This is a genomic window from Gilliamella intestini, assembly GCF_900094935.1.
Lineage (GTDB): Bacteria > Pseudomonadota > Gammaproteobacteria > Enterobacterales > Orbaceae > Gilliamella > Gilliamella intestini.
Genome location: NZ_FMBA01000022.1, coordinates 14,000 through 37,003, shown reverse-complemented (window position 1 = coordinate 37,003; position 23,004 = coordinate 14,000). Strand labels below are relative to the sequence as shown.

Here is a 23,004-nt window from a genome sequence, read left to right as displayed (position 1 = left end):
AAGATATTGAACACACCAAGACCAAAGCCTACAGCCCACAAACTAACGGTATTTGTGAGCGATTCCATAAGACGATGAAAACAGAATGTTATGATATTTTATTTCGACGTAAGATTTACACGCAATTGAGTGAAATACAAAACGATATTGAACAATGGCTTGAATTTTACAATCGAGAAAGAGCGCATTCTGGAAAATATTGTTATGGGAAGACACCATGGCAAACTTGGAATGATGCAAAGGGGTTGGTTAAGGAAAAGCAATTGGAGAATTTATTTTGCTCATCGGACACGCATTTTGTTAAAATGAAAGCCGATGAGTAATATGTGTCTGTCAGATTAAGTTTGAGCTACTACAATTTAAAAATGATTGTGTAATGTAGCCTTTTCGCACATTGAATAACTGCAACGGTATTCCGCGTGTAACTGGCCCCGTTTTGTCTTCAACGACAGATGATAGACGAGCCATACCTTGATATTGTTGCAAATCAAAGCTACGTTGACCACGTAGCTTTTTCAAATCATTAATAACGTATCCTGTATGTTTGTTACTCATTACTCAATTACTCTATAAAAGTAGCCAAGGTCATAACTATTATCTTCATCCTGAACGTTGGATGTGACAGTTTGAAACATTGTTGCCGCACAGCAATAATATTTTTCACCATTAATTTCACGAATAGTACCAGGAACAACACTATCAATTCTGGCAACATAAAAATCAGGAACTACACCGATACGTTGATATTGTTTGCTAGCCAAATGCAGATAAATCGATTGTGGCACCAACGTTATCAAATTATTAAACTGAGATAAACTTACCTCAACAAGTAACATATCCGGATGGGGTTTATAATCGCGTTCAATAGTCGCATCACCAATGCCCATTGCGCCCATGCCTTCATAACCTGACTCATTTGCTCCAAAAAAATAGTCTTTTTTGTTAACTCTAACAACGCTAGCAAATGAACGATATTCTCGGCTTCCGATAAACAAGTACATATCACTGGTGAAGGGATATGATGCGTAACTTGTATTATTTGTGTTTGTTGAATGTGTTCCGTACGCATAATGACCATCATTGTAAATTCCATCTTTTTTTAGCGTTCCGAATCCAAAATGTCGAAAACGGCGAGAATCAACACGTACAACAACATGAATATATTGTGTTGTTGCTAAAAATGTATATGACGCAAATGGCTCATGATGAAAATTGGTACCAGCCCCCCAATAATAACGATAGAAATTTGCTTTACCGTTAACAGAGCTTGAACCATCTTGGTTATCCCAGGATAAATTTGCGTTAAACTGATTGTTGATAACAATGTACAACGTGGGGAGTGAATTTGATGATCCAACTCTTAGGCTCCAAAAGCAATTTTCATTATGTAAATAGAGTTCTTTTGCTTTAGTATCAATTTTATCAACAACCCACCCATCAACTGATTGTGCAAACGTTGCTAGTTTTGATAATAAATCTACGACTGATGAGGCGTTACCCGTTTGATATGCCATGTTTAGCTCCAATTTCTATACTTTTTCAATTGCAAAAAAATCAATATTCGTTACACGAAAACCATTTTGAAAAATAATAAATTCGCGACCATCATCGGTTCTAATCGTATCCTCTGCCGCTCGGCTTAATCCTGGTACCCAGTAAACACCATCTAATGCCCCCCAAAATTGAGTTGCACCTTTTGTCACGTCAACAATGGAAACAGGATAAAGTGGTGAGTAGCTATCAGGTGATGCAGTTAACACATTGATTTTTTTTATTGCCATAATAATAAAATTTTTCAATACCTCTTGGATAAACTAACTTTGTTTGGCTACCTTTTGAACCATAAAACTGTTGCCATGATTGCGCTGGGGTAAATACGTAAAAATGATTAATACGCGGGTCGATAATTGACGCAAAATAATCTGTTGTAATGGAATATCGTTGTAGTTCATTATTACAGCTACCTGCAATCACTAGTGGATAAGGGTACTCATTTGGCAATGCGTTTGGTAGCATAAATCCGCAATAACAACTTGAATAAACAGTTGTCATTTTTGTTACCACAATAAATCGACGATTATTAGCAAAAAACCAGTAATGTAATGGATTATTATCAGCAAATAGTCCAACTTGTGTGCGATTTAACATACCACTAAATATGTCATTGGGTTGATTGATTAATTCAACATTAAAGTAGGTTCCACCGCAGAAATAAAGATTATAAGTATCATTTGAAATGCGATTATCTGTTTTACACGCAACATAAATATTATTGCCAGCAGTCGCTCCTGGCGCACTCCATGCATATGATTTTCGTTTTGCTATAGTTGCAGTAGCTGCAGTTTCACCACTGTAAATTTCTGTCCAATTATCTCCAGAATTGACCAATTCACTATCAGTTGTTAAAAATAGATTTAATTTATCCAGTAAATCAATTTCATTATCTGCAATTCCACTTTGATACGCCATTTAAATCCCCAAATCCTGTTTAATTGTTTGCTTATTTGCTCGAATAAATGTTTTAAATGCTCTACCGCCTGTTACGCTATTGATTCCGCGACTGACCATATCACCCGCATCAATGACTAATTCCTGCTGAATAACGGGACTTAATATTGTTGGTGAGCTTTTGCGTTGTTGGCTATCATCAAGTAATGGCGCTTTTGGAATATTGACATTGCTAACTAGCCCGCCTGTTGCATAACGACGTAATCGCCCCGTGTTAATAGCATGAAGATAGTCAAGGCCGTATTTTTTCACTGAAGCAGCTTTAACAACATATTCCCCATTAGATAATTTTGCTGGAATAGAATCGGATGTTGATGTACCAGCTCCAGTTATATAACCACCTGTTGCTGCCGCAACAGATGCCACGCCCGCTAAACCTGACATAGCAGAGCCACCAGCATTCGCTGATGTAATTGCGGTATATAAGGTCGCAGCGCCACTTGAAAATGCAGCTGCCATTGCGCCTGTTAATCCTGCGGTTCCCGTTGTCATTGCGGTGGTTAATGAAGTACCAAGTTCAACCGAACCAACACTTGCCGCAGTGGTTATTGCTGTGCCCATCAGTTCTGCTGAAGAGATAGCACTGGCATTTTCAACTGCCGTATCGGTTATTGAGCTAAAAAGTGATTTACCCAAATTACTAAGTTGATTCATGGCAATATCAGCAAGACCTTTACTTGCTACCTGAGCCATTGCTGATACGATACTTTGTGCAAGGTTTAATAATGCGTCTTTTAATTCAAACGTACCTTTTGCTAAAGAATCAAGACTACCTTGGATACCGCTTTGTAATCCGTTTTTAAATGCATTGGTTAATGCATCGGTAGTTTTATTTAGTTCTGCAATTTGTAGCTGAAGTGTAGCAAGTGCTTTTTGTGCATTTTCTCCAACTTGACCAGGAAGCGCTGTCATAGCTTGCAAAGTAGGTAAATATTTGGCAAGTTCTTGTGCTGTTTGCTTGTGCAAATCAACTAACTGGCTTTGTGCTTCAATTTGTGTAATTAAACCAGCAGTTACTTGTGCTTGTATACTTTGTTCTTTAATTGACTGTTGTGATTGTGCTTGCTGAACTTTTGCTAAAATTTCGGAAATATTTGCTTCAGCTTTTTTTAGTGGTAACAACTGGTCAATTAAGTCAATACCCTCAATATTTTTATTAGCTTTAAGTTGTGCAATAACCGCTTGATACCATCTATCAATTTCTGCCGTTTTAATTCTGGCAGGATCAAACAATAGCGAATTGAGTTGATTTTGTAATTCGTCATTAAGTTTTTTATTTTCGTGTGCTGTAATTGCATTATTTGCCGCATTAGCTCGATTACGTTGCTCTACCGTTAATTTTTGAGAATCAATCAACGCTTGACGAGTTGCGTATGTTTTTTGTGTCTGCTTATCAGCTTGTGATTCTAGCGATTTTATAAATTGTTCTGTTTCACGTGCCGCAGATTTTGCAGCTCGGGCTGATTCTTGTATTGCTTTTTTCTTTGCTTCGTGCGCATCTACCAATTTTGCATTAGCAATAATCTCTTTTTTGAGCTCTGGGCTAGCATTTTTATACTGACCTTTTTCAATTTCATAAAGTGCTTTAGCTAGGGCAGTACTTTTTTCTTGTAACGCAACTTTATTTTTTAATTGTTCGTTATATTGACTTAGCAATTTTTTGGCTTCTTGCTCATCTACCAATTTTGCATTAGCGATAATTTCTTTTTTGATCTCTTGGCTGGCATTTTTATACTGACCTTTTTCTATTTCATAAAGTGCTTTTGCTAGGGCGGTACTTTTGTCTTGTAGCGCAACTTTATTTTTTAATTGTTCGTTATATTGTCTTAGTTGTTTATCTGTAATTTCTTGAACATCTTTATCATATTGCCCCCCTGAAAATGATTTACCGTCTTTTGATTTAACCCCTTGAGCCTGTAAATCTTTACGACCTTTTTCATTGGCCCAAAGTGCTTCATATTTTTTACGTAATTCATCAACCGCTTTAGCTTGTTTTTCGGCATCGCTTGCATTTTGTTTATGAAGCTCGTCAAGTTCTTTTTGGGCATTGATTGCTTTTTCATTAATGACATCGGTGTCATGCTTTTCTTGTGCTTCTTTTTGAAGCTTATCTCGTTGAGCATATTTTTCTTGTAATGCTTTATCATCATTCTTATTGTATGGAATAGATACTGATCCAGGAACAATGTAAAAACCTCTTTTTTTTGCTTTCTCCATTTTTTCAATATCTTCTTCTAGGCTTGATAATCCTAAATCAAACTTAAGCTCTTTCTTTAACTCATTACCTAGAACACTAACCCCATTTTTGAAGCGTCGCCATGCATCTTCTAACCAATTGAGCTGTTCTTCCATCTTATTAGCGCTGACTTCCATCTCTGAAGCATATTTATCTGTAGCGATTGCAATAGCTTCTTCGGTTCTACCTTGTTCTTCTAACGCGCTTATACGCTGATAAGTAGCCAGATCTAAAAAGTGATATTGTTTATTACTTTCAACAGCCCAGCTTGTGACCGAATTTTCAATACCTTTAAATGATTGAACGGCGTCTTGGGCACTTTTTCCTGTCACTTGTGCCATATATGCTGATGCTGTAGCAATGTTTTCAATCGATTTTGCTGATAATCTCCCCTCTGATGTCAGTTCAGCAATAACACCACGTGTTTCACTGTAGTTATGATTAATTTTACCGATACGTTGAGACATGGCCTCAAGCCCGCCTGCGGTAGCACCGGCATAATTACCCGTTGAAATTAATGCACGATTAAATCGCTCTTGTTCTGAAATTATCGTACTTATCACTTGTGACATTTTGTAAGCTGCAGCAATAAATACACCGGCAGAAATAGCAGCAGCCCCAAATAATGAAGGTAACTTTCCTGTCATATTGGCAATTGAAAATAATGAGTTACTAATGCCATTAAAATTACCCGTAGCGAGCTGTTTTGACATCATAAAAAAAGTTCGGTGGGCAGATTTGGTATTAAATACCAATCTTTTAGTCCCCTCATTTAGTGTTTCAACCGTTGATAATGCAGCACGTTGATTGTTGATTTTTCCAAGATAATCATCAAACGTGTCAGTATCAATCACGCCCGCTTTTTTGGATTTCCTTAATTTGCTTTCTAGCTCATCTAAACGACTTAGACCTTTTGTAGCAGGATCAATACTAGCAAGTAATTTGTCTAAACCTTGGCGCAGTTTTTCAACTTCTTTTTTATGCGCTTCAGCTGCTTTAGTGGCAATACTTTGTGCTTTAGCTTGTTTTTCAGCAGCAGAGGCAGCTTGCGCACCACGGTTCATTGCCTCAGTTTGTGCCGTATAAACATCTTTGATGCTTTGAGCACTTTTTTTGTTAGCATCTTGAGCAACATTTGCTGACTCTTTCAGTTCAGCATTTAATTGACTGATATTATCTTTTGCTCTATTCACGTCAGCCGTGAACTTCATTGCAATATTCATATCGTTATTAGCCATTATTATTGCTCTCCGCGTAACTGTTTTACAAATTTAGTAACTTGTTTACCACCATTAAAGCCAACACAAACATCCTCAATTCGGTTAGCTCGTTCTCGGTTTTGTAACTTAATTAATTCATCGTAATACAGCAGTAATTGGCGTTGCGTATAATGCGGTAACTGCTGTGGTCCATGTCCATTTTTAATTAATAGTGTAAAAACCTCACTCCAGCTTACTGATTTGCCTGTTTTGCAGCGTTTTGCCGAATGATTTTGCGGGTTACCGCGTTCATAAAAAAACGAGAATTAACAACCCACCACCAATCAAGTAATTGCAAACCATTTTCATATGACAACGCTTCAATAAACGAAATCGGTTTTTGAATGGATGTACTGATTAATGAATAAACTAGCTCTAAATTACCCATAATAATTGTGTCGGCTTGTTCAATAGTGATTTTGTTTGTACCGTTCATTTCATTCACAATTAATGCAACAAACTGGTCAATCTCATTCCCAATTGTCAATGCATCTTTAAATGAATATTCACGTACTGTAATTGTTTCACCAGCTAGTGTAATTTCACGATTTGGCATTAATGTTGCTAAATCATTTGATTCTTTTTTTGTTGCTGTCACTTTTTCTGCCATGTTATTTACCTACTAATGAAATTAGAGAGTTGAATAATTAGCGGTGACACATCACCGCATAATAAAATAAATTTATTTCGCCTTTTGAACGTATGAGCCAAAATAGCCAAGCGAACTATCCTTGTTTTGACTCATATCAGCCAAGACCGTGGCAGTAAGTGGTAATTCACCGTATCCCTCATTGTGTAGTAACGAGAAGTTAGAAATTGGATTGAATTTAACGCGGAATAGCTCCACAATTACATGTTCATTTTCACGGTCAGTATTGATACCATCGAGCATAAACCAACGTTCTGGTGGCTGGCGTGTAAAAATCCCCAAGCTTTCAGTCTTAGCGTATGAATAATCTACCGTTGCGGTTAATGCCATTGTAGTTAATAATTTAATTAATCCTGCATGGGCTGATTCGATTTCATAATCCGTACCTAATACTAATATGGTTCCATCAGCAATTTTTAACTCAACATCGGCAACAAATGGATGGGCTAATTTGATGCGGTCACCAATTACCAGACTTTCAGGTAATTTTTCATCAGTGACAATACCCGCATCAACAGTAATTTTTTCACCATAAAGCGCTAACGCAATGTTTTCGATTGACCAATCTTTTAACGTAAGATTTAACGTACCACTTTTACCCAGTGTTAATTCACCAACTTGTAGACGTTGCCCTGTATATGATTCATTTTGTGTTACCGTTTCAACACTTAGTTCCATTTCACAGGAATCAGCCGTACCCACATGCCGAAAGGCATTAGGTCGAACAGGTGAACTTGCGGTATTACGGGTGGCAAGATTTATGGTACCTTGCAAACTCATTAATAAATCTGACATATCTTTCTCCTAAAACTATTTATCGGCTACCAATAAAATGCTGGGTTTGAAATGAATCAATCCAAACAAGTACGCCGTTTTGAAAACCTAACGTTTGCCCACCAACCCATGTGACTGGACGAACTCCATCAATAAACTGAACTGTTTTACCAATCAACAAATCACGCACCGCACCTATAACGGGGTTTGCTAGCTGTTTAACATTTTGAATATTGGTTGCTTGACTTGAAATATCACGTGCAACAACCACAACACCAAAATTAACACTTACTGACTGCCGTGTTCCTGTTGGCTTATCGTTCGGTGTTTCTTTGCCAAGCAAAACGTAAGCAGCAGGTGTTGGCGCCGATGTTAAATCAGTCAGCTTGCTGTATTCAGCACTGGTACCAACAAACACTAAGGTTTTATCAGGCATTAAACCTTTTAATTTTTCAGCAACAACTGACACATCAAATGGTGCGCTACTCATCGTCCAAAATCCCGTAATGTGTTCATATCAAATACACGAACAGGTCCAGTCTGTTTTGGTACACCACCTGCGACAGGCAAAGCATCATCAATACCAAGCGAATATTTCCCTTCAGCTACCATTTTTAGAAAGCCTAGAACTTGTTTGTAATCACGCACGATAGGATCGTTTTTTTCATCAGAAACACGATTGCGATGCAATTTGTAACGAACAATAATGCGTGCCCAATCTGTCAATAATCGAGGCACAACAGTTAATGGCAGCTTATGCCCACGCTGACGTAAAAAACCGTTTATTTCAGCTTCAGTATCAGCTATTGATTCATTAATACGTGAGATTGCTCGATTTGCATTAATAACATCATCAGGCAACCAACTTGAAACATCACCACCATTAATAATGACTTCCAACAAATTAGCATCTACGGGCATTTCACCATCTTGAGCAACCAATTGGGATAGCTCAACGAGTCCTGGACGTTCGGATAAATTTAGCAATGTAATGTATGGAATATTCATCATCTTTACCCAAACCAACGATAAATTACCGTTGGTTGTTGTTCACATTATTAACTGTTTGTTGGAATAACATTTTCAAACAAATAGCCCGCATCTTTAGCCACAACTAGCTCTTTGACCGATTCACCGACTCGAACACGTTGGCCACCACGTAAACCGATATCAGGATCAACAATCGAACCCGAAACACGATCTTTAAATTGGGCTGTAAAGCCAAACGTCACACCACCTTTAGTATTTGCTAATTTATTGCGAACGGTGAAACTAGCTTTATTGCCCCATGCACGTAATAGGGTTGGTGATTTACCTGGTTTTGCACTATTTAGGAATGCATCACCAATATAAATCGCTTCTAACTCTAATAAGTCAGCTAAAAAACCGAGTGGGACAAGACCGTTTTCACCGGCATTTCCATGATATGCAGCAACAATTTTGGGATGACGACGTAATATTGTTGCAACTCGACGACCTAGTGTGCCAATATTAGGTCGCACAATCATTGAATCAAAAGCGTCTGTAATTAAACCAATCGGATCACTTTTATCATCGTTCCACTGTTGCGCTGCTGTTAAAGTTTTGGTGTTGGTGTAGTTACTTGCATTAAATAGTACATTAGCGGCTCGAACTTCACGATCTAACAAAATTAAATCAGTCGTTGCTTCGACTGCATGACCGAGCGGGTTATGACCAGTGATTGCAGTATCAATATCGTCTTGCGGTACAGGGCTATCTAGTCCATAATCAGTCACTGAACTTTCTTGCTCTTTGGCACCAAATTCAACTTGATTTGGTTGTGCTGTCCGCCCAACTTTAGTATCTGGGAGCGTAAATCGCTCTGAAAAATCGTACTCCAACCATTTAAAAGACGTGCTAGAAACAGGCACACGGGGCAAAACCTCATCGGCAATTAACTTATTATTACGGTAAGCGATAGCAATTGCAGTCAACTGCGGTTCAACGGGAAAAGGGCGTTGCATATAAAACTCCTATTTATTAAAACGTGTTTATTAAAGGTCATAGACCATTAGTTAAATAAAAGGTTAAGCTTGTTTGCTTGGTGCAATCCAAATAGTGCCTAATTCATCGGCATCACCCACAACTTCGGCATAGCCAATAATAAAATCACCTGACATTGCTTTTTTAGCTCGACCATCCGCATTTGCTGTGATTGGATCACCAATCGCAATTGTTTCGCTATAAAAAACAGGCGCTAAACCGCTACGAATCACATCAAACACTTCACCATCACCACCACCGACAATTGTTGATACACCGATTAATAATGCGCTACCGTCAATTGCTTGTTTTGCTAGACCATCTTCACCACCATGACAGACAATCACGCGTGGTTTGACTTCGCCTTCAGCGGTTTTTGCTACTGTTAATCCTGGAATATTCATATAAAAACCTTTTGGTTAAAATTAAAATGAGGCTGATATTGATAATCAGCCTGTAATTAATGCTCTTATTTTTTAGCTTTGGTTACATGCGTAACTGCTTGGCTAATTGAAATTGTATTGCCTTTGTCTGCCTGTTCTTTTTGATAGGCTTTGGCTGCATCAGCAATGACTTTTGGATCTTGTTTATCAACGTTATCTTCATTATCACTAGCAGCCGATTTTTCAGCAAAGTTCATAAAAGCGGGACGCTCTGAAAGTACTTTTTTGATTAAATCAGCTGGGGAACTGTTAACAGTTGCATCACCTTCAGCAAATGAAATTGGTTCATTACCCAACGCCATAAATACTTCAACAACTGTAGTTTTATGAGCAGGTAATAATTTTCCATCTTTAACTAATTCATCAGCAAAGGCAGCAAATTCCGCACGTTTGTTAGTTTGTTCTTTTTCTAGCAATGCTTGTTCACGTTTGGCTAGTTCAGCATTCTTAGCGTCAATTGTTGCTTGTTGTTCGGCAAAGCTAGCGTCTAAAGGTTGTGGCATTTTTTCTTTCTCCTTTTGTTTTCTGTCGGATATTGCACGCAATGATTCAAGGCGCCATTGCGGTAAAAACAAGTCAGCACTGGCAATGCCGGCTTTTTCAATCAGCAGGTCACGCAAATTAGCTAAAATTGAAATCAAATTCTCATCAAATTCTTCATCAGCCATCGAGAACTCTGCGGCACCTTGCTCACCATCAGACTCCGCAAAACTGGCGTCAGGCAAGCCTTTAATAGCAGGCGCTGCTGCACCTAAAAAACCAATGTGCCGCGCATAGTAATGACCGGGTTTAGGATTGCCCGGTGAGTCTGGTAAATAGATTGATAAAGAACGTTTTTTATAACTGCCCGCATTATAGGCTTCAGCAAATTCTGGATTAATCTGATCTAACTTGGCATAAACCAACCCATCTTTTACTTCAAATGATTTTGCCCATGCGTAAGCTGGAGCTGTTAGTTTGGGATGGCCAATTACAGCAGGCGCTTCTGACAAACTTGGATCGTAGCTTTCTGCTAAATCAATACAATTTTCTAAAGTAAAAGTGATTTTTCGACCATCTACCGCAGTATGCGTACCAGGTTTAAAAACGGGAATAAGTGCCATAAAAAATGCTCCAATAAATTGATATAGAGCATCATGACTTATTTTGAGAAAAGGGTAATCTGAACGCGGGCAGATAATTTTTTAATGATTTGGAAAGAGGAACGGCAAAATAATAGAAGAAATATACACTAAAAACTTATTATAAAGCATTTACAACACGATTAAAGCGATTCGTAAATAAACTAATTAGCCTTTTTTAGTAAAGTGGCTTAAAACGCGTTATATTGCGTTTTAAGCAAAACCCAAGTGCTCACGCACAACATCGACCAATAGTAATTTATCTTGGGCGTTAATGCCAAGCCATGGTCTTGCTGGAATTACCACTTTCTTTACAGGACGTCCTCCCACATTTAATGCATTGCCCCTAACTGGTTTAATTGTACCGCCGAACTGATGGATAGCGCCATAGATTAAGTTCGTACCAAACAACAAAGTATTGCCTTCAATCTGCCAATGCAACGTACTTCTTAGATTACCATCTAGCGTTAAAATTTTATCTTTTTGTTTGGATTTAGATTTTTGATACCACGGTGATAATGCTTGCCAAGGTATACCATCTGGTGATTCTTGGGCATTAAAGCGTGCTTCATGAATATCAAGTAATACTTCGCCCATATGACTAAATAAACTTTGAGTATCATTTATGGCCGCTTCAATATGAAGCATAGCATCAAGCGCATCTTGTATATTAAACTCAATATTTACGCCAGTCATTTTTTCACCTATACTAGTTTTATCGTATGTACGGGCAGCTTCCGCCAAAGCCTCGAATCCCACGTACAGCGACCCAATCGTGGCGGTGATTGGGTTTTATTTTATGTTCGTTTAAACACTCGAACACCAACCCTCAGTTGCTCTAGATAGTCGGGGTTATCAGGCGCAAATGTCGTCACACCGAGCCAACCATCATCACCCACTTCAAATACCGCAAGCATGGGCTTAACTTCACCATCAATCATAAAACGCGAGATATAACGCCGACGAACTACCGATTTTTGTAGATGATCAAAGTATTCCATTCTTGTCCAAATTTCATCAGGCAGTTTTAACGAATCCGCCAGTAATAATAAAAATTGCTCACGACCACGTTTTGTAACTTTCAATTCACCAGTTTTGCTAACAGTGAAAAGCTGTTTACCGATTACTAATGCATCACCGGCTACATCTTTAAAAATAGCTGGCTTAGTTAACGTTGCGCCAAATTCATTTAAGAAAATATTGGCATAATCTTCTTCAGTTAAGCCCTTTTCTAACAGTCTATTTTTGCTTACTTCACGGATAGCTGGCCATTCATCAGTTGCTTTGCTTGATGGTAAACCTCGTTTTAAAGTTGGATCTGTATCTAATGGATTTGGTACAAAATTATCAAGTCTTGATTGTCCGGGAATATGTTCAAAACTTGGATCAATGCCCTCAGGCACTCTTGCAATACGTGGATTACCGCTATTTTCACCAATTACTCTATCAACCCAATTTATTGTTGGTGCTTTGTCAGGTTGATTTTTTCCCATTCTTTTTAGATCACCTTTAGTACGCCCACGAACGCGGCACTGACAACCATAGCCATTGGGTGGAAAGTGAGTATTCCACCAAGGATCATTAAAATCTAATACCAGATGATCCCAACTTTGATGAAGTTCTCTGGGATGTTCAACATAATCACTATGCAAATATTCCATGTATGGAAACTTAGCATCACGTAATTGTTGATAGCGTCCAGCTTGATAAGAACTGTTTAAATTTGTTTCATAGATGATACGAGTACGCCAGTTAAAACCGCCGTTATAACTCCAACCATGACGTTCAACTATCTCAGCAAAGTCTTTACGGAACTCATCCAGTGTTGTGCCTTGGCTAATTGCTTTATCAATAGCTGCACGAAAATCATTTAGTAATGCATTACGATTAGCACCCGCCACAACAAAGGCATAATCATGCTCATTATTGTAGATATCTACATAGCTGTTTGTGGGCACATTTGCTTTACGTCTGAAGAATTCAATTTGCTCTTTAAATGGCAACGAGCCATATGCGACATTAACCATTTTTGCTATCCTCAAGTAGTTCTGTGCGACCTGCTAAATTAGCTGCTGTTAATGCTTCAGCCATGACCTTTGCATATTTATCTAATTGCATATCGGGAATTAGCTCAAATAACTTATCACGTAATTCTTCTAATGATTGAACATTATCAACCAGCTCTTTAATTTGATTAATCCATTGGTCGGTAACTGGTTGCATTTCCGTATTTAAATGATTTGATTGCAACACGGGTGCAAAGGTATTCGGTTGCTGTTCGGCAAAATCAACGTTTTTTAAAGATTGCGCATCAATCGGCTCTGCTAGTTGCGGTTTTTCTTCCCATTCACCACCATAAGTATCCTGTACATGCGAAAGAGTTGGACGGAAACCAGTGGATTCAATAATATTTTTATCACGTTCTGACATTGATTTTAAATCTTCTGGTTCATCAAAAATACGTGAAACCTGAGGAACAGCAGCACCGGGAAAATTCATCTGTGTAAACCAAGTACCTGGTCCTCGATTCCAACTCTCGCACATTACATCAGAATCTGATTTTGCAATTGAACTTAATACCGCAGCTTGGAGTGATTCATCACCACCGATTGAGCTTGATGCACCACCTGAGGAAGTAATTTGTCCAACGGTTACACGCCTAATTGCTTCGTTCATTGAGTCGTAAAACGCTTTGTAATCGCCTGCGCCTGAGCGTGCTATTTGTAGCAATTCAAGCGTCATGCCATCTGGCATGATGATGCCTGAATCGGTCTGAATTGCACGAGTGAGTGACAGTAAGTCCCGTTTTTGTTCAGGTGTTGCACCTGTACTATATTTGCCCACTGCCGTTGGCATGCCGAATTTTTCCAGAAAAATTAGCCAGAACTTAATATCATTGCGTTTAAAAAAGCTTGGCCAGTAAAGCCAATGAGCCAAGCCTAGGCCATACGGTTCATCATCATGATCGGCACCAGTTGCATAATGCCAAAAGTACGGTGCATCACAAGCAACACCTTCATGCATATTATTGGGCGTTAATAAGCGCAGTTCACCCATTGGAGTAAACCGAAAACGACGGCGATCACGAACTTTGATATCATCAATCCAATATAGATTATCTTTGATGCCATAAATTAACTCCGCCACAGCATAACCGTAAAAAACACCGTAGTGCATTAGTTTAGTCACTCGGTCAAACCCAACCGATTTTAATAACTCGCTCATTGCATCAGCTGCTTCAATATCAATCGGTTTATCGCCTCCGGGTTCCACTTTCCACTCACGAGATATAACAGCATCTTGACGCTGAGTAAATGCCGATTTCACTTCATCATCATTTAAAACTTCTTTGTAAATATCTAAACGACCGCCACCCCGATTACGAAGAACACTATCATCTGGCAGCGCTAGCGAACCAACAAACAATTTAGTAATATCATTATTTTCACCTGTGCCTGCCAGCTCTCGTCCTGTTTCAACATGTGGCTTTTTGCCTTTAAACCATAACATTAAATAAATCCTCCAAAATCGTTACCGCCCCGTACTGTGCCAAAGCCTGTATCAGTTGTTTCCAGTTCTGAGCTACCCGAATATTGATTCAATGAACGGTAAGAATCACGATATCCAAGTGACTGATATTCAATTTCATACCTATCTTGGCTAGCTGCATTAATTGCAAGAAAGGCAGCCCAAGTTCTATCAGCATGACCATTACTATCAGAATCAGCAACAAAACGCGGTTGCCCCGTTGCGCCAGTCACTTTTTTCAACTTATGCAAATCAGCACGAAGTGCATTATTGCCAGCGGGAATACGAATTTTTCTATCTTGAAATGCTTGTTTACCTTGTGTTGCTAATGTTAATTTATTGGGAGCGGTAAATAGCACACCTTCAACGACCATTTCACCATAGCGCCGTTTAGCATCCTCAACAGGTTTTTCCCCCATACCTGTTTGGTCCATACAGATACGAATAATACGATAACGTCTAAAAACACCATCAAGCAGTAAATCTTGTTCGGCAAAAGAGATTCGCTTCCTCTCAATAATTTCACGAGTCCAAAGAACATCGCCCACTTGTTCAATGACCCAAATAACAAATAGGTCATTACGTGTAGCAATATCAACGCCAACAAAACAAGGATTGCCTGTATAGTGTTCAGGAACTCCCGCTTTTTCATCTTCGACACTGGTTATTAAATCAAAATCAAGCCAACTGCTGGCTTCATCAAGCCACTTGAGTTCAAACTCTTGTGCCCATAAATCATCATCACCGGCACCTTTGCGTAATTCCTCAATATTTCGAGGTAACCCATCATTAACGCATTGATAAATATCCGCTACATGGCGTGACCAACCATCATCTTTACCAGTCATCAGTTCATAGAACTTATTACCTTTACCATTGGGGGTGCTAATGACTCGCAATTTTAATCCGGGCTTTGAAATAACAGGGAACAAGGCTTTCCAAATAGCACGGCTATCTTGATGAAAGGCAAATTCATCCAGTAAAACACTAGCACTAAAACCACGAGCAGTATCAGGATTGGCGGGTAAAGCAGTTATTTTACTACCACCAGGTAATTCAACTTCTAACGCTCGAATATTGGCATCCCAATCATAATCGAGTTCTTTAAAACCTGCGGACATTGCACGCAGATGAACTTTAACCCCCTCATTCATGGCTTCACGTGCTTGACGTTCACCTCGTGATAAAATCACCCAACGCGCACGTTTACCTTGAGCTTCAGCTCGCAAACAGTCGAGCACAATTTGTAATGTGCTAGTAAACGTTTTACCACATTGGCGAGAGAACATTGCAATAGCAAAACGGCTAGTGTCGTTTACCCACTGTTTTTGATAGTCATAGAGTTTTAAGGCCGGTTCATTTTTTACTGTCATAAGTCATACGCCGCTTTAATTACTTTAGCTAACATTTCAGCTGGTACTTCGCCTGTTTTTTCTAGCTCATCCAGTTTTTCTTTTTGTTCACGCAATAACTTTTCACGTGCTGCTTTTTCGATTTCCTGCCGCTCTTTAAAGCTTAATTGCCTTGCTTGCATGGCTTCTTTGGCTGCTTTCGCTAAAAAACTAATTTCTTTAATCGTGATATCTTCCGATTCATGGGCTTTAAATGCAGCACGCGTTGCCAGCGTTGTAACAGCCTGAGCAAGTAGTGCTCCTGATTTATCATCAACACTGTCACCAAGCTCATCAACCAAAATACGTGATGCTGTTTCAATTTCACGTAAGCTATTGGTCATTTCATTAAAACCTTTTTGATAGCGGTGAAGACTAGAACGGCTTGGCGTATCAGTACTTGGAAACTTTTGTTGCAGCTCTGCAATCATTTCATCAAGAGTAAGTTGATCTGCTCGTAGTAGTTTCTCAATATAACTACGTACCTCAGGCTCTAGTTTATTGATCGTTGATTTACGTCCCATAATTACGCTCCTGCGCTTGGACGTTTTACACCAGGCACAACAACTTTACCAGTGGCCACATCAGCACCAAAATCGGTTAAACGAGCAACAATAACACTACCGATTGTTTCGGTTTTAATTAAGTCTTGCTGTCCAAGCCAACTTAAATGGGTTTTAACTTGCTCACGACTAATAGCGTGGCCATAGTGATCTAACGCACTATAGATAATACTAGAATTACTGCTATAACTTGGCATTTCATATAAGATACGCAAAATAACCAAACGTTGATCTTCTTTTAAAAATTCAGCGTAGCTCATAATTCCTCACTTGTTCTTTAATAAAAATTGGTTAATGTTATCTAATTGACGAGATAATCCTGAAAGCCGATCAGATAACTGATTTAAAGTAGCTTCATTGCTACTTAATTTTTCAATCAATTTGGTTACCTGATGCTGAGTTGGTAATGACTTAACCGTCTCTTCAACTTGTGTTACTCGAATACGTAAGTCTAGTAGTTCTTTTTGGCTAGCCGATTGACGACCAATTAACCATGAGTAAACGCCAACCACAGCCATTACAGCCCATTGCAGAAACTGCCAGTTAAAGGTAAGTTCATTAAAATTCATCGTTTATTCCTTTTTTCTTCTATCGAAGCACATTCAAGACATAAATCAGTAACGACTAACTTTCGACGTTCTTCAGCTATAGGCTCTTCACAGATTCGACAATACAGACTTGATACTCCTGTCTTTGCTTGATGTTTTGCTAGTATTCGTTCCCGTGCTTCCATTTCAACAGTTGATGCTAAATCAGCGTTATCCATTATTTACCTCGTTGATATATTTTATTAGTTCAATAAATCGACCTGAGCACTGCCCATATTGGTCATAAAGCTGTTTTAAGGCTTGAGCTAAACCATCAGCGGTATTATTTCTTCGTTTTACGGGTAATTCGCATGGTACCGTCAGTTGTGCTGGTAAAACCATGGGTTGTTGCTTGAGCGGCATTTGTACGGGCTGAGTCGATGAACTGCAAGATACTATCATCAAACACGCAATGACTGCGATCATTAGCCGTTTTGTTAAGTGCATCTTGTAATGCTTGATTTGATTGTTCATCATATAATTTCCTTTCTGCTATCTGCTGTGACAATGAATAACTTGCATCATTAGCGGTTTTAGTTAGTTGCTTTGTGCTCTCAATCAATTGACTTAAAGTATCCATTGCTTGTTTTGCTTCTAAAGCAATATATTCTTGTTTAGCCATTGATTTGCCATGACTGATACCTAATTGGTAAAGTAAACCAAAACCAACAATCAAAAATATTCCCAACAAAAAATAACTTTTATTGCTCACAAAAAAGCTTTTGATTAATTTATATATATTTTTAATCATCACAAACTCCTAAACCCCAATTTTCAGCTATGTAAACAGGTTGAAAGCGGTAGATAATGCGAATCGGATAATCACGGTTTTCTTTAAAATTAATGCTTTTACGACCGCCATTAATATTTTCAACGACTCCCCAATAGTGAGTAGCATCTTGGTATTCTCGTTTTGCTCGTTGTCGATCACGATTAACCCAACCCAAACCACCGTTATAAGCTGATAAAACAAATCCCCAGTGGTCACAATCACTAGCCACTTCATTTACACGTTGATATAACCAATAATCATATTGAACTAAGGCACGCAGTGCCCAAGAGGGGTTATACGGCTCATTGCTTCCTAATGATTTAGGGTAAGCCCCTGCAATCCAATCCGCCGTAGTTGGCATAAACTGAGCCAAACCTTGAGCACCCACATGTGATTTTGCGTTTACTTTCCATCGAGATTCCTGATGAATTTGCGCTGCAAACAACGCAATTGGCGCATCAAGACCAAAGATTGCACGTGCATTACGTGTCAGTTCCCGTTGATGTTGCTTAGCATCATTTGGTACACCAGCTATAGCCGGCGCTAAATGACAACTAAACAGCATAAATACAATAAGCAAGGTTAAGTAACGCATGTCTATAATCCAAGTGTTACGCCAAGAATCACAGCGGAAACAATTAACGCCCGACGAATCAGAACAACCGCAAATAGGGTTCGATACTCATCAAGAACAGGGTATTCCGCACACATTTTGGAATCCATTGCCTCGGGGTGTTCATTGTTTTCTAAAGATTCAATATATTGCTTGGTATAAAAATCAGGACCAAACTCTTTCCAATCGTTATATAAATAACCTCCAGGAGATGCATAAGGGAAAAGTGCACGGTCAAGGTGGTAACCAATCACGGCAGAAAGCAAGACTAAAGCCAGTTTATAAGCAACAACAGGCAACTGTTGAGGTGAGAGTAACGTAATAATTGCAAATAAAGTAATAGCGACTAAATACCATTTAAGCAAACGAATTTGGGATAATTTTTTGATAGGGTGAGCCATAAAAAACCTCATAATTAAATTAATGTATGAGGTTATTATGATCTTACTTACTTGAAATGTAATTTGAACGGGGGCAGATTAATTTACTGGTAGTTTATTTATTGCATCCATCAGTTTTTAACATCTTTAGGATCATAGTGTAATACAACGAAAATATGTTTTATCTTGTAATCAATTCCTGATGACTCATGCTTATGAGTTGAATAGAAACTAAATGAAGGTCTATAGTTACACTGATCTGTACAAATACAGCTGTCACCATAAATAGACTTTAGTCTAACCTTCCATTCATTGACCACGGAAACAGTATCTTTAGTTTTACAATAAACGATGAGGGAACCTTGGCTACAAGAATCAGTTCCTGTTGCATATCTTGTTGTCAATTGATTAAATCCTTTTATTAAATAGTCATAATCTCTATGAATTTTAGCTTCACCAAGCCAAGTAAAATTATTAACTTTTACAAGAAGATCACAATGCCCACCACCATGAAAAGAATCATGTGTTGCATCATATCCACAAGCAGATAAAAAGGAAAGAATTTCTTCAGTTAGCCGATCTTCTTCATCTTTAAACCTAATTTTTTTATTTTGTTCTAGTCGACAAATTATGTCTTCAAGATTTTTGTACAGTTGAGATATAAATTTATCGTATGTCTTACATATATTTTTTAAAAATAGAGAATAAATATTTACGCCATAATTATTTGACATTAATTCTAAATCTTCTAACGTAGGAGATTGATTAGTCACAAACAATCTCCTTACCAAAATCAGACAAAGAGAAATATATAAAGATTTTGTTTTTAAAGCTCTCTACAGGTTCACCTGTATCTGGATGGATAAAAATATTGGTAATGCGGGCTTCAATAATATCTTCACTGGGTATTTCTATAGGGGCTGAATCTTCAAACTCGATAAACTCAAATTTGATATCAAGAACTGGCAAGCCATTTTTGATCATAGCGCTAATAGCCTGAAAAATATCTTCAGGAGAGGATTTTGTTTTTTTGCATAATGAATTATAAGATATATATTTAAATGCATTTTTATTAGATATAGAGCATATATAATCAATAATTTTAACGCATACAATCTGAATATGCTGCTGTAAAGCAGCATCGTTATTGAGTTGATTTAATATATCTGCTTTTTTCATCATATAAGCTTATTTATCAAATAATCATATTCTTCCTGATATAGACAATTATTTATTTCCGCATTATTAATCATCGGAGCTGGTGACGCGATTAATTTTATACCACCAGCAATTACTAACTCAATTAAATTTTTTTCTCCAAAAATTGGAGAGTCATATTTTTTAGTAATGGAATAAAAATTGGTTTGTCGACAAATAGCGCTTAAACCACTAGAATGAAAATCTTCCTGCTTTAAATCTTCTTTTTTACTACTCATTCTTTCTTTTTTTACAGAGTTAGTACCTGTCTTATGCTCTAACGCTACAATACTTCCTTCTGGTTCCTCATACAATAAATCAATCTTATTAAAAATATTATATGGAACTAATAGCAATTCTTCTTTATATTTCTCTCGATAGGTTTTCTTTAATAAATTATGATAATCTACAACAAACATTTTTCTATCATCTTTAGTCACAGGATAAGCCATATCTATTTGAATTTCGACAATGCCTTTCTTTTTATGAAATATTATACTATCAAATGGTTGGTGGCGTATTGTTTTATACCCAACAATTTCATAGTATTCAAGATAATCACCGCCTAAAGCATCCGGTTCTATATTGATACTATCTTTGTATGCCCGAGCAGAACTGGAAAATAACCTTATACAATCTTTATTATCAATACATTTAACAAAATAGTTTTTACCTAACTCTAGATCATCAAGATTTGATTGTTCAATATTAAAAGGGTAATGTTCTCTGAACAAATCTGTTTCGGGATTCTTTTCATCACTAGCAAAAATTTGTTTAAATATCTGCTCAACAAGCTCATATTGCTTTTTACTTTGCAATGTATAAAAATAACACACCCGATTACCATATATCATATTATTATTATAGAGCTTTTCTAAAACAAGTCCTGCTTTTTTAATTTTAGGGTCAGATTTCTTATCACCTACTTGTGAATAATACTCTATTAGATCATCAAAACTTTTTCCTGATTTAAGGGATTCGTGAGTCAAGACCTTTTGTACCACTCGAATCGAAATATTACGTTGCTCTTTCAATGCTAAAAGATATTTCTTAGCCTTATTTTTACTCATTTACAAATCCTTCCATTCCTTAATTTTTAACTAAATTTTATTTTATATTCTGTTATAAAGATGTTTCTTTCCATATTACCTTTGTCTAATTTTCTTCCAAACACTGATACTGATAAGTAACTTTAAACTGATTACATCCTAAAAAATCACCCCAAACACAAGAGCCTTGACCAGCATCAAATGCTTTACAGTTTTTTTTAATATTATAAATTAACCATCAATAATCTTCATTTTCTCAATAACTTCAAATCTATCTGTGTTTGTTAAATGGCTAACTTCCTCAACACCACCTTGGGATAAAAGTAATCCACTTATTTCAGATGGATTTTTGTAGATTGCAAACTCATATTCTTGAAAACCAGTAAACGCACCATACCCATTTTTAGCATTAATAAATACAACATAAACAGTTGCATCATGACCATCTATTTTTCCTTGCATATAGCCTTTAAATATATATTGTGCACTATCTGGATCTTTCAGTTTACCCATCATATAGTTTTTTATTTTTTCCTCATATTCAGGATGAGAATTGCAACCAACTAATAAAAAAACACTAAATACAATTGAAATCCAAAATAACCATAAATTTTTCATCTTTAATCCTTAAAAAATAATCGCACCCAAAATAAAACCCACGGCAAATATTGCTAACGTGGGTTTTATTTGAGTTCTGAATAAAGTTATTGTTTGGTTATATAAATTTTGATTATTTAATTTCTCTAAATTAGAAAGTTCTTCAACATAATTTAATACATTTTGTAACTGCATTTTATTAAGCCGTTTTAAATCTGAAGTACAAAATTGCCGCTTACTGTAATGATTCATCTTATCTTTTAATTCATCTTTGTCATTAATTTCACAAAGAATCAAATGGATAAGTATTTTGCAAGATGCTTTTTCTTTAGCTGCTTCAAATTCATCAGTTAAAAATTTATCAGCAATAGGAAATTGTGAAACAGTTATTTCATTAATACTACAAACACCAAGAGTAGCGTGTAGTTTAAGCCATAGTTCTGGTGCCGTTAACTCCCCGTAGTTTTCAATATCAGAAATTAAATTATTAAGGGATTTTCGTTGAGCGGGAACCAACGGGCGAGTATCTAACTCATCATCATTACTTGACGTAATATTATAAATATCTCTACCAGCTATTTGTTCTGCCGTATTATCCTGAAGTCTAACCGTCACTTTGTTTTCCGCCTCCTAGTTGTATAAATATTTCCACCAGCAATTTGACCTTCACCTCGAATTGTATTATTCGAAATATTAACCCCTGCCTGCTGAGCCGTTCCTGCTGTTAATGCACCTAAGGCTGCCGCTTTAATTGCCAATGGTGCTGTTCTAAATTTGTCAATTAAATCTTGCTCATCAACAGATAAATTACTTGTTGTTCTAATACCAGTTACAACATATTGAACATCTAACCCAAAATTGGCTAATGTAGATAAATATAATGCATCAGGAAATCTCTCACCTTTTTCATAATTAAGTTGAGTTAATTTTTTTACATTAGCAATTTCCCCCATAGCAACTTGGCTAAGGCCCATGCGTTCACGTTCTTCTTTTAGTCTTAATCCGATATTTTTTTGCATACTTTTTATCTTGACAGGTATAAATATTTATACCATAATTTAACACATAATTTATAAATCACTTATTAATAACTTATATCAAAGGAGCTAAAAATGTCTAAAGTTCTCACTCCCGAACAAGTTAAGCAACAATTTCAACAAAAAGGCAAAACTATCAAATCTTGGGCGATTGAAAATGGTTACCACCCCGTTGTTGTTTATAACGTTTTAAACGGTTTAAGCCGTGCTCATCGTGGTAAAACACACGATATAGCAGTAAAACTTGGCTTAAAACAAGCTTACTAATGCCGATTGTAACAGTTTTTCATATATAG

Annotated in this window: 32 protein-coding genes; 2 read left to right on the top strand and 30 right to left on the bottom strand. The window is 37.2% G+C overall.

Annotated elements, in window-relative coordinates; all coding sequences use genetic code 11:
- On the top strand, positions 1 to 323 hold a 323-nt coding region (locus GA0061080_RS07270; protein WP_141683110.1), incomplete at its 5' end, for an integrase core domain-containing protein.
- Between the two features lie 10 nt (positions 324 to 333).
- On the opposite strand, the gene GA0061080_RS07265 is transcribed toward GA0061080_RS07270, so the two are convergent.
- The 30 genes from GA0061080_RS07265 to GA0061080_RS07125 all read right to left on the bottom strand — a co-directional run bounded on the left by GA0061080_RS07265 (position 334) and on the right by GA0061080_RS07125 (position 22,690).
- Positions 334 to 555 (bottom strand): hypothetical protein, encoded by a 222-nt coding sequence (locus GA0061080_RS07265; protein WP_091123357.1) that lies wholly within the window; start codon positions 553 to 555, stop codon positions 334 to 336.
- Positions 555 to 1,514: a hypothetical protein gene (locus GA0061080_RS07260; protein ID WP_091123353.1), complete on the bottom strand. Its 960-nt coding sequence runs from the start codon at positions 1,512 to 1,514 to the stop codon at positions 555 to 557. Before GA0061080_RS07260 ends, GA0061080_RS07265 begins: the two co-directional genes overlap by 1 nt.
- Positions 1,515 to 1,529: 15 nt before the next feature.
- Positions 1,530 to 1,781, bottom strand: coding sequence for a hypothetical protein (locus GA0061080_RS07255; protein WP_091123350.1), 252 nt, complete (start codon positions 1,779 to 1,781; stop codon positions 1,530 to 1,532).
- Complete coding sequence (locus GA0061080_RS07250; protein ID WP_091123347.1) at positions 1,741 to 2,469, bottom strand: hypothetical protein; 729 nt, start codon at positions 2,467 to 2,469, stop codon at positions 1,741 to 1,743. Before GA0061080_RS07250 ends, GA0061080_RS07255 begins: the two co-directional genes overlap by 41 nt.
- The gene (locus GA0061080_RS07245) at positions 2,470 to 5,982 is read right to left on the bottom strand and encodes a phage tail length tape measure family protein (protein ID WP_091123343.1); all 3,513 of its coding nucleotides are present in this window, start codon (positions 5,980 to 5,982) and stop codon (positions 2,470 to 2,472) included.
- 214 nt (positions 5,983 to 6,196) lie between these two features.
- Entirely contained in the window at positions 6,197 to 6,613 is a 417-nt protein-coding gene (locus GA0061080_RS07240; RefSeq protein WP_091123340.1) for a DUF6631 family protein, read from the bottom strand.
- Positions 6,614 to 6,685: 72 nt separating this feature from the next.
- Positions 6,686 to 7,447 (bottom strand): phage tail tube protein, encoded by a 762-nt coding sequence (locus GA0061080_RS07235; protein ID WP_091123336.1) that lies wholly within the window; start codon positions 7,445 to 7,447, stop codon positions 6,686 to 6,688.
- 19 nt (positions 7,448 to 7,466) lie between these two features.
- Positions 7,467 to 7,916, bottom strand: coding sequence for a phage tail terminator protein (locus tag GA0061080_RS07230; RefSeq protein WP_065635990.1), 450 nt, complete (start codon positions 7,914 to 7,916; stop codon positions 7,467 to 7,469).
- Positions 7,913 to 8,434: a gp436 family protein gene (locus GA0061080_RS07225; protein WP_091123333.1), complete on the bottom strand. Its 522-nt coding sequence runs from the start codon at positions 8,432 to 8,434 to the stop codon at positions 7,913 to 7,915. The genes GA0061080_RS07230 and GA0061080_RS07225 overlap by 4 nt, the downstream gene beginning before the upstream one ends.
- Before the next feature lie 50 nt (positions 8,435 to 8,484).
- The gene (locus GA0061080_RS07220) at positions 8,485 to 9,411 is read right to left on the bottom strand and encodes a phage capsid protein (protein ID WP_091123329.1); all 927 of its coding nucleotides are present in this window, start codon (positions 9,409 to 9,411) and stop codon (positions 8,485 to 8,487) included.
- Positions 9,412 to 9,474: 63 nt separating this feature from the next.
- Positions 9,475 to 9,834 (bottom strand): hypothetical protein, encoded by a 360-nt coding sequence (locus GA0061080_RS07215; protein ID WP_091123325.1) that lies wholly within the window; start codon positions 9,832 to 9,834, stop codon positions 9,475 to 9,477.
- A gap of 65 nt (positions 9,835 to 9,899) precedes the next feature.
- Positions 9,900 to 10,976: a hypothetical protein gene (locus tag GA0061080_RS07210; protein WP_091123321.1), complete on the bottom strand. Its 1,077-nt coding sequence runs from the start codon at positions 10,974 to 10,976 to the stop codon at positions 9,900 to 9,902.
- A gap of 231 nt (positions 10,977 to 11,207) precedes the next feature.
- Positions 11,208 to 11,738, bottom strand: a complete 531-nt coding sequence (locus tag GA0061080_RS07205; RefSeq protein WP_141683109.1) for a phage virion morphogenesis protein — start codon at positions 11,736 to 11,738, stop codon at positions 11,208 to 11,210.
- 53 nt (positions 11,739 to 11,791) lie between these two features.
- Positions 11,792 to 13,021: a PBECR2 nuclease fold domain-containing protein gene (locus GA0061080_RS07200; RefSeq protein ID WP_091123314.1), complete on the bottom strand. Its 1,230-nt coding sequence runs from the start codon at positions 13,019 to 13,021 to the stop codon at positions 11,792 to 11,794.
- Complete coding sequence (locus tag GA0061080_RS07195) at positions 13,014 to 14,504, bottom strand: DUF935 domain-containing protein (RefSeq protein WP_091123311.1); 1,491 nt, start codon at positions 14,502 to 14,504, stop codon at positions 13,014 to 13,016. The genes GA0061080_RS07200 and GA0061080_RS07195 overlap by 8 nt, the downstream gene beginning before the upstream one ends.
- Positions 14,504 to 15,895, bottom strand: a complete 1,392-nt coding sequence (locus tag GA0061080_RS07190) for a terminase large subunit domain-containing protein (RefSeq protein WP_091123308.1) — start codon at positions 15,893 to 15,895, stop codon at positions 14,504 to 14,506. The genes GA0061080_RS07195 and GA0061080_RS07190 overlap by 1 nt, the downstream gene beginning before the upstream one ends.
- Complete coding sequence (locus tag GA0061080_RS07185; protein ID WP_091123304.1) at positions 15,892 to 16,437, bottom strand: phage protein Gp27 family protein; 546 nt, start codon at positions 16,435 to 16,437, stop codon at positions 15,892 to 15,894. Before GA0061080_RS07185 ends, GA0061080_RS07190 begins: the two co-directional genes overlap by 4 nt.
- A 2-nt stretch (positions 16,438 to 16,439) precedes the next feature.
- On the bottom strand, positions 16,440 to 16,736 hold the full coding sequence (locus GA0061080_RS07180; RefSeq protein ID WP_091123301.1) for a VpaChn25_0724 family phage protein: 297 nt from the start codon (positions 16,734 to 16,736) through the stop codon (positions 16,440 to 16,442).
- A 6-nt stretch (positions 16,737 to 16,742) separates the two neighbouring features.
- On the bottom strand, positions 16,743 to 17,045 hold the full coding sequence (locus tag GA0061080_RS07175) for a DUF2730 family protein (RefSeq protein WP_065574282.1): 303 nt from the start codon (positions 17,043 to 17,045) through the stop codon (positions 16,743 to 16,745).
- Positions 17,042 to 17,242: a TraR/DksA C4-type zinc finger protein gene (locus GA0061080_RS07170; protein ID WP_091123297.1), complete on the bottom strand. Its 201-nt coding sequence runs from the start codon at positions 17,240 to 17,242 to the stop codon at positions 17,042 to 17,044. The genes GA0061080_RS07175 and GA0061080_RS07170 overlap by 4 nt, the downstream gene beginning before the upstream one ends.
- On the bottom strand, positions 17,235 to 17,405 hold the full coding sequence (locus GA0061080_RS13305) for a hypothetical protein (RefSeq protein ID WP_439330221.1): 171 nt from the start codon (positions 17,403 to 17,405) through the stop codon (positions 17,235 to 17,237). Before GA0061080_RS13305 ends, GA0061080_RS07170 begins: the two co-directional genes overlap by 8 nt.
- Positions 17,347 to 17,814 carry a hypothetical protein gene (locus GA0061080_RS07165; protein WP_091123294.1) on the bottom strand — a complete coding sequence of 156 codons (468 nt, stop codon included), beginning with the start codon at positions 17,812 to 17,814 and terminating at the stop codon, positions 17,347 to 17,349. Before GA0061080_RS07165 ends, GA0061080_RS13305 begins: the two co-directional genes overlap by 59 nt.
- Positions 17,807 to 18,430: a transglycosylase SLT domain-containing protein gene (locus tag GA0061080_RS07160; protein ID WP_091123290.1), complete on the bottom strand. Its 624-nt coding sequence runs from the start codon at positions 18,428 to 18,430 to the stop codon at positions 17,807 to 17,809. The genes GA0061080_RS07165 and GA0061080_RS07160 overlap by 8 nt, the downstream gene beginning before the upstream one ends.
- A gap of 2 nt (positions 18,431 to 18,432) precedes the next feature.
- Positions 18,433 to 18,849: a putative holin gene (locus GA0061080_RS07155; RefSeq protein ID WP_091123286.1), complete on the bottom strand. Its 417-nt coding sequence runs from the start codon at positions 18,847 to 18,849 to the stop codon at positions 18,433 to 18,435.
- Positions 18,850 to 18,959: 110 nt separating this feature from the next.
- Complete coding sequence (locus tag GA0061080_RS07150; RefSeq protein ID WP_091123282.1) at positions 18,960 to 19,601, bottom strand: hypothetical protein; 642 nt, start codon at positions 19,599 to 19,601, stop codon at positions 18,960 to 18,962.
- Positions 19,594 to 20,010, bottom strand: coding sequence for a hypothetical protein (locus GA0061080_RS07145; RefSeq protein ID WP_141683108.1), 417 nt, complete (start codon positions 20,008 to 20,010; stop codon positions 19,594 to 19,596). The genes GA0061080_RS07150 and GA0061080_RS07145 overlap by 8 nt, the downstream gene beginning before the upstream one ends.
- Positions 20,007 to 21,095 carry a hypothetical protein gene (locus GA0061080_RS07140; protein WP_091123275.1) on the bottom strand — a complete coding sequence of 363 codons (1,089 nt, stop codon included), beginning with the start codon at positions 21,093 to 21,095 and terminating at the stop codon, positions 20,007 to 20,009. Before GA0061080_RS07140 ends, GA0061080_RS07145 begins: the two co-directional genes overlap by 4 nt.
- A 210-nt stretch (positions 21,096 to 21,305) precedes the next feature.
- Positions 21,306 to 21,692 carry a hypothetical protein gene (locus GA0061080_RS07135; protein WP_091123271.1) on the bottom strand — a complete coding sequence of 129 codons (387 nt, stop codon included), beginning with the start codon at positions 21,690 to 21,692 and terminating at the stop codon, positions 21,306 to 21,308.
- A 9-nt stretch (positions 21,693 to 21,701) separates the two neighbouring features.
- Entirely contained in the window at positions 21,702 to 22,286 is a 585-nt protein-coding gene (locus GA0061080_RS07130; RefSeq protein WP_091123267.1) for a hypothetical protein, read from the bottom strand.
- A complete protein-coding gene (locus GA0061080_RS07125) occupies positions 22,283 to 22,690 on the bottom strand; it encodes a helix-turn-helix domain-containing protein (RefSeq protein ID WP_065567014.1) in 408 nt (135 codons plus the stop codon). Before GA0061080_RS07125 ends, GA0061080_RS07130 begins: the two co-directional genes overlap by 4 nt.
- 93 nt (positions 22,691 to 22,783) lie before the next feature.
- On the opposite strand from GA0061080_RS07125, the gene GA0061080_RS07120 reads away from it, so the two are divergent.
- Positions 22,784 to 22,975: a DNA-binding protein gene (locus GA0061080_RS07120; protein WP_065567015.1), complete on the top strand. Its 192-nt coding sequence runs from the start codon at positions 22,784 to 22,786 to the stop codon at positions 22,973 to 22,975.
- The last annotated feature ends 29 nt before the right edge of the window (positions 22,976 to 23,004 follow it).

Excerpts from the sequence above, each read along its gene's own strand:
- GA0061080_RS07120 (WP_065567015.1), top strand. The coding sequence starts at position 22,784 with ATGTCTAAAGTTCTCACTCCCGAACAAGTTAAGCAACAATTTCAACAA.
- GA0061080_RS07225 (WP_091123333.1), bottom strand. The coding sequence starts at position 8,434 with ATGAATATTCCATACATTACATTGCTAAATTTATCCGAACGTCCAGGA.
- GA0061080_RS07155 (WP_091123286.1), bottom strand. The coding sequence starts at position 18,849 with ATGGCTCACCCTATCAAAAAATTATCCCAAATTCGTTTGCTTAAATGG.
- GA0061080_RS13305 (WP_439330221.1), bottom strand. The coding sequence starts at position 17,405 with ATGGTTTTACCAGCACAACTGACGGTACCATGCGAATTACCCGTAAAA.
- GA0061080_RS07255 (WP_091123350.1), bottom strand. The coding sequence starts at position 1,781 with ATGGCAATAAAAAAAATCAATGTGTTAACTGCATCACCTGATAGCTAC.
- GA0061080_RS07215 (WP_091123325.1), bottom strand. The coding sequence starts at position 9,834 with ATGAATATTCCAGGATTAACAGTAGCAAAAACCGCTGAAGGCGAAGTC.
- GA0061080_RS07185 (WP_091123304.1), bottom strand. The coding sequence starts at position 16,437 with ATGGGACGTAAATCAACGATCAATAAACTAGAGCCTGAGGTACGTAGT.
- GA0061080_RS07265 (WP_091123357.1), bottom strand. The coding sequence starts at position 555 with ATGAGTAACAAACATACAGGATACGTTATTAATGATTTGAAAAAGCTA.
- GA0061080_RS07210 (WP_091123321.1), bottom strand. The coding sequence starts at position 10,976 with ATGGCACTTATTCCCGTTTTTAAACCTGGTACGCATACTGCGGTAGAT.
- GA0061080_RS07145 (WP_141683108.1), bottom strand. The coding sequence starts at position 20,010 with ATGATGAAAAAAGCAGATATATTAAATCAACTCAATAACGATGCTGCT.
- GA0061080_RS07230 (WP_065635990.1), bottom strand. The coding sequence starts at position 7,916 with ATGAGTAGCGCACCATTTGATGTGTCAGTTGTTGCTGAAAAATTAAAA.
- GA0061080_RS07235 (WP_091123336.1), bottom strand. The coding sequence starts at position 7,447 with ATGTCAGATTTATTAATGAGTTTGCAAGGTACCATAAATCTTGCCACC.
- GA0061080_RS07165 (WP_091123294.1), bottom strand. The coding sequence starts at position 17,814 with ATGATTAAAAATATATATAAATTAATCAAAAGCTTTTTTGTGAGCAAT.
- GA0061080_RS07250 (WP_091123347.1), bottom strand. The coding sequence starts at position 2,469 with ATGGCGTATCAAAGTGGAATTGCAGATAATGAAATTGATTTACTGGAT.
- GA0061080_RS07260 (WP_091123353.1), bottom strand. The coding sequence starts at position 1,514 with ATGGCATATCAAACGGGTAACGCCTCATCAGTCGTAGATTTATTATCA.
- GA0061080_RS07175 (WP_065574282.1), bottom strand. The coding sequence starts at position 17,045 with ATGAATTTTAATGAACTTACCTTTAACTGGCAGTTTCTGCAATGGGCT.
- GA0061080_RS07160 (WP_091123290.1), bottom strand. The coding sequence starts at position 18,430 with ATGCGTTACTTAACCTTGCTTATTGTATTTATGCTGTTTAGTTGTCAT.
- GA0061080_RS07220 (WP_091123329.1), bottom strand. The coding sequence starts at position 9,411 with ATGCAACGCCCTTTTCCCGTTGAACCGCAGTTGACTGCAATTGCTATC.
- GA0061080_RS07140 (WP_091123275.1), bottom strand. The coding sequence starts at position 21,095 with ATGAGTAAAAATAAGGCTAAGAAATATCTTTTAGCATTGAAAGAGCAA.
- GA0061080_RS07195 (WP_091123311.1), bottom strand. The coding sequence starts at position 14,504 with ATGTTATGGTTTAAAGGCAAAAAGCCACATGTTGAAACAGGACGAGAG.
- GA0061080_RS07240 (WP_091123340.1), bottom strand. The coding sequence starts at position 6,613 with ATGGCAGAAAAAGTGACAGCAACAAAAAAAGAATCAAATGATTTAGCA.
- GA0061080_RS07200 (WP_091123314.1), bottom strand. The coding sequence starts at position 13,021 with ATGGTTAATGTCGCATATGGCTCGTTGCCATTTAAAGAGCAAATTGAA.
- GA0061080_RS07190 (WP_091123308.1), bottom strand. The coding sequence starts at position 15,895 with ATGACAGTAAAAAATGAACCGGCCTTAAAACTCTATGACTATCAAAAA.
- GA0061080_RS07180 (WP_091123301.1), bottom strand. The coding sequence starts at position 16,736 with ATGAGCTACGCTGAATTTTTAAAAGAAGATCAACGTTTGGTTATTTTG.
- GA0061080_RS07245 (WP_091123343.1), bottom strand. The coding sequence starts at position 5,982 with ATGGCTAATAACGATATGAATATTGCAATGAAGTTCACGGCTGACGTG.
- GA0061080_RS07170 (WP_091123297.1), bottom strand. The coding sequence starts at position 17,242 with ATGGATAACGCTGATTTAGCATCAACTGTTGAAATGGAAGCACGGGAA.
- GA0061080_RS07135 (WP_091123271.1), bottom strand. The coding sequence starts at position 21,692 with ATGAAAAATTTATGGTTATTTTGGATTTCAATTGTATTTAGTGTTTTT.
- GA0061080_RS07125 (WP_065567014.1), bottom strand. The coding sequence starts at position 22,690 with ATGCAAAAAAATATCGGATTAAGACTAAAAGAAGAACGTGAACGCATG.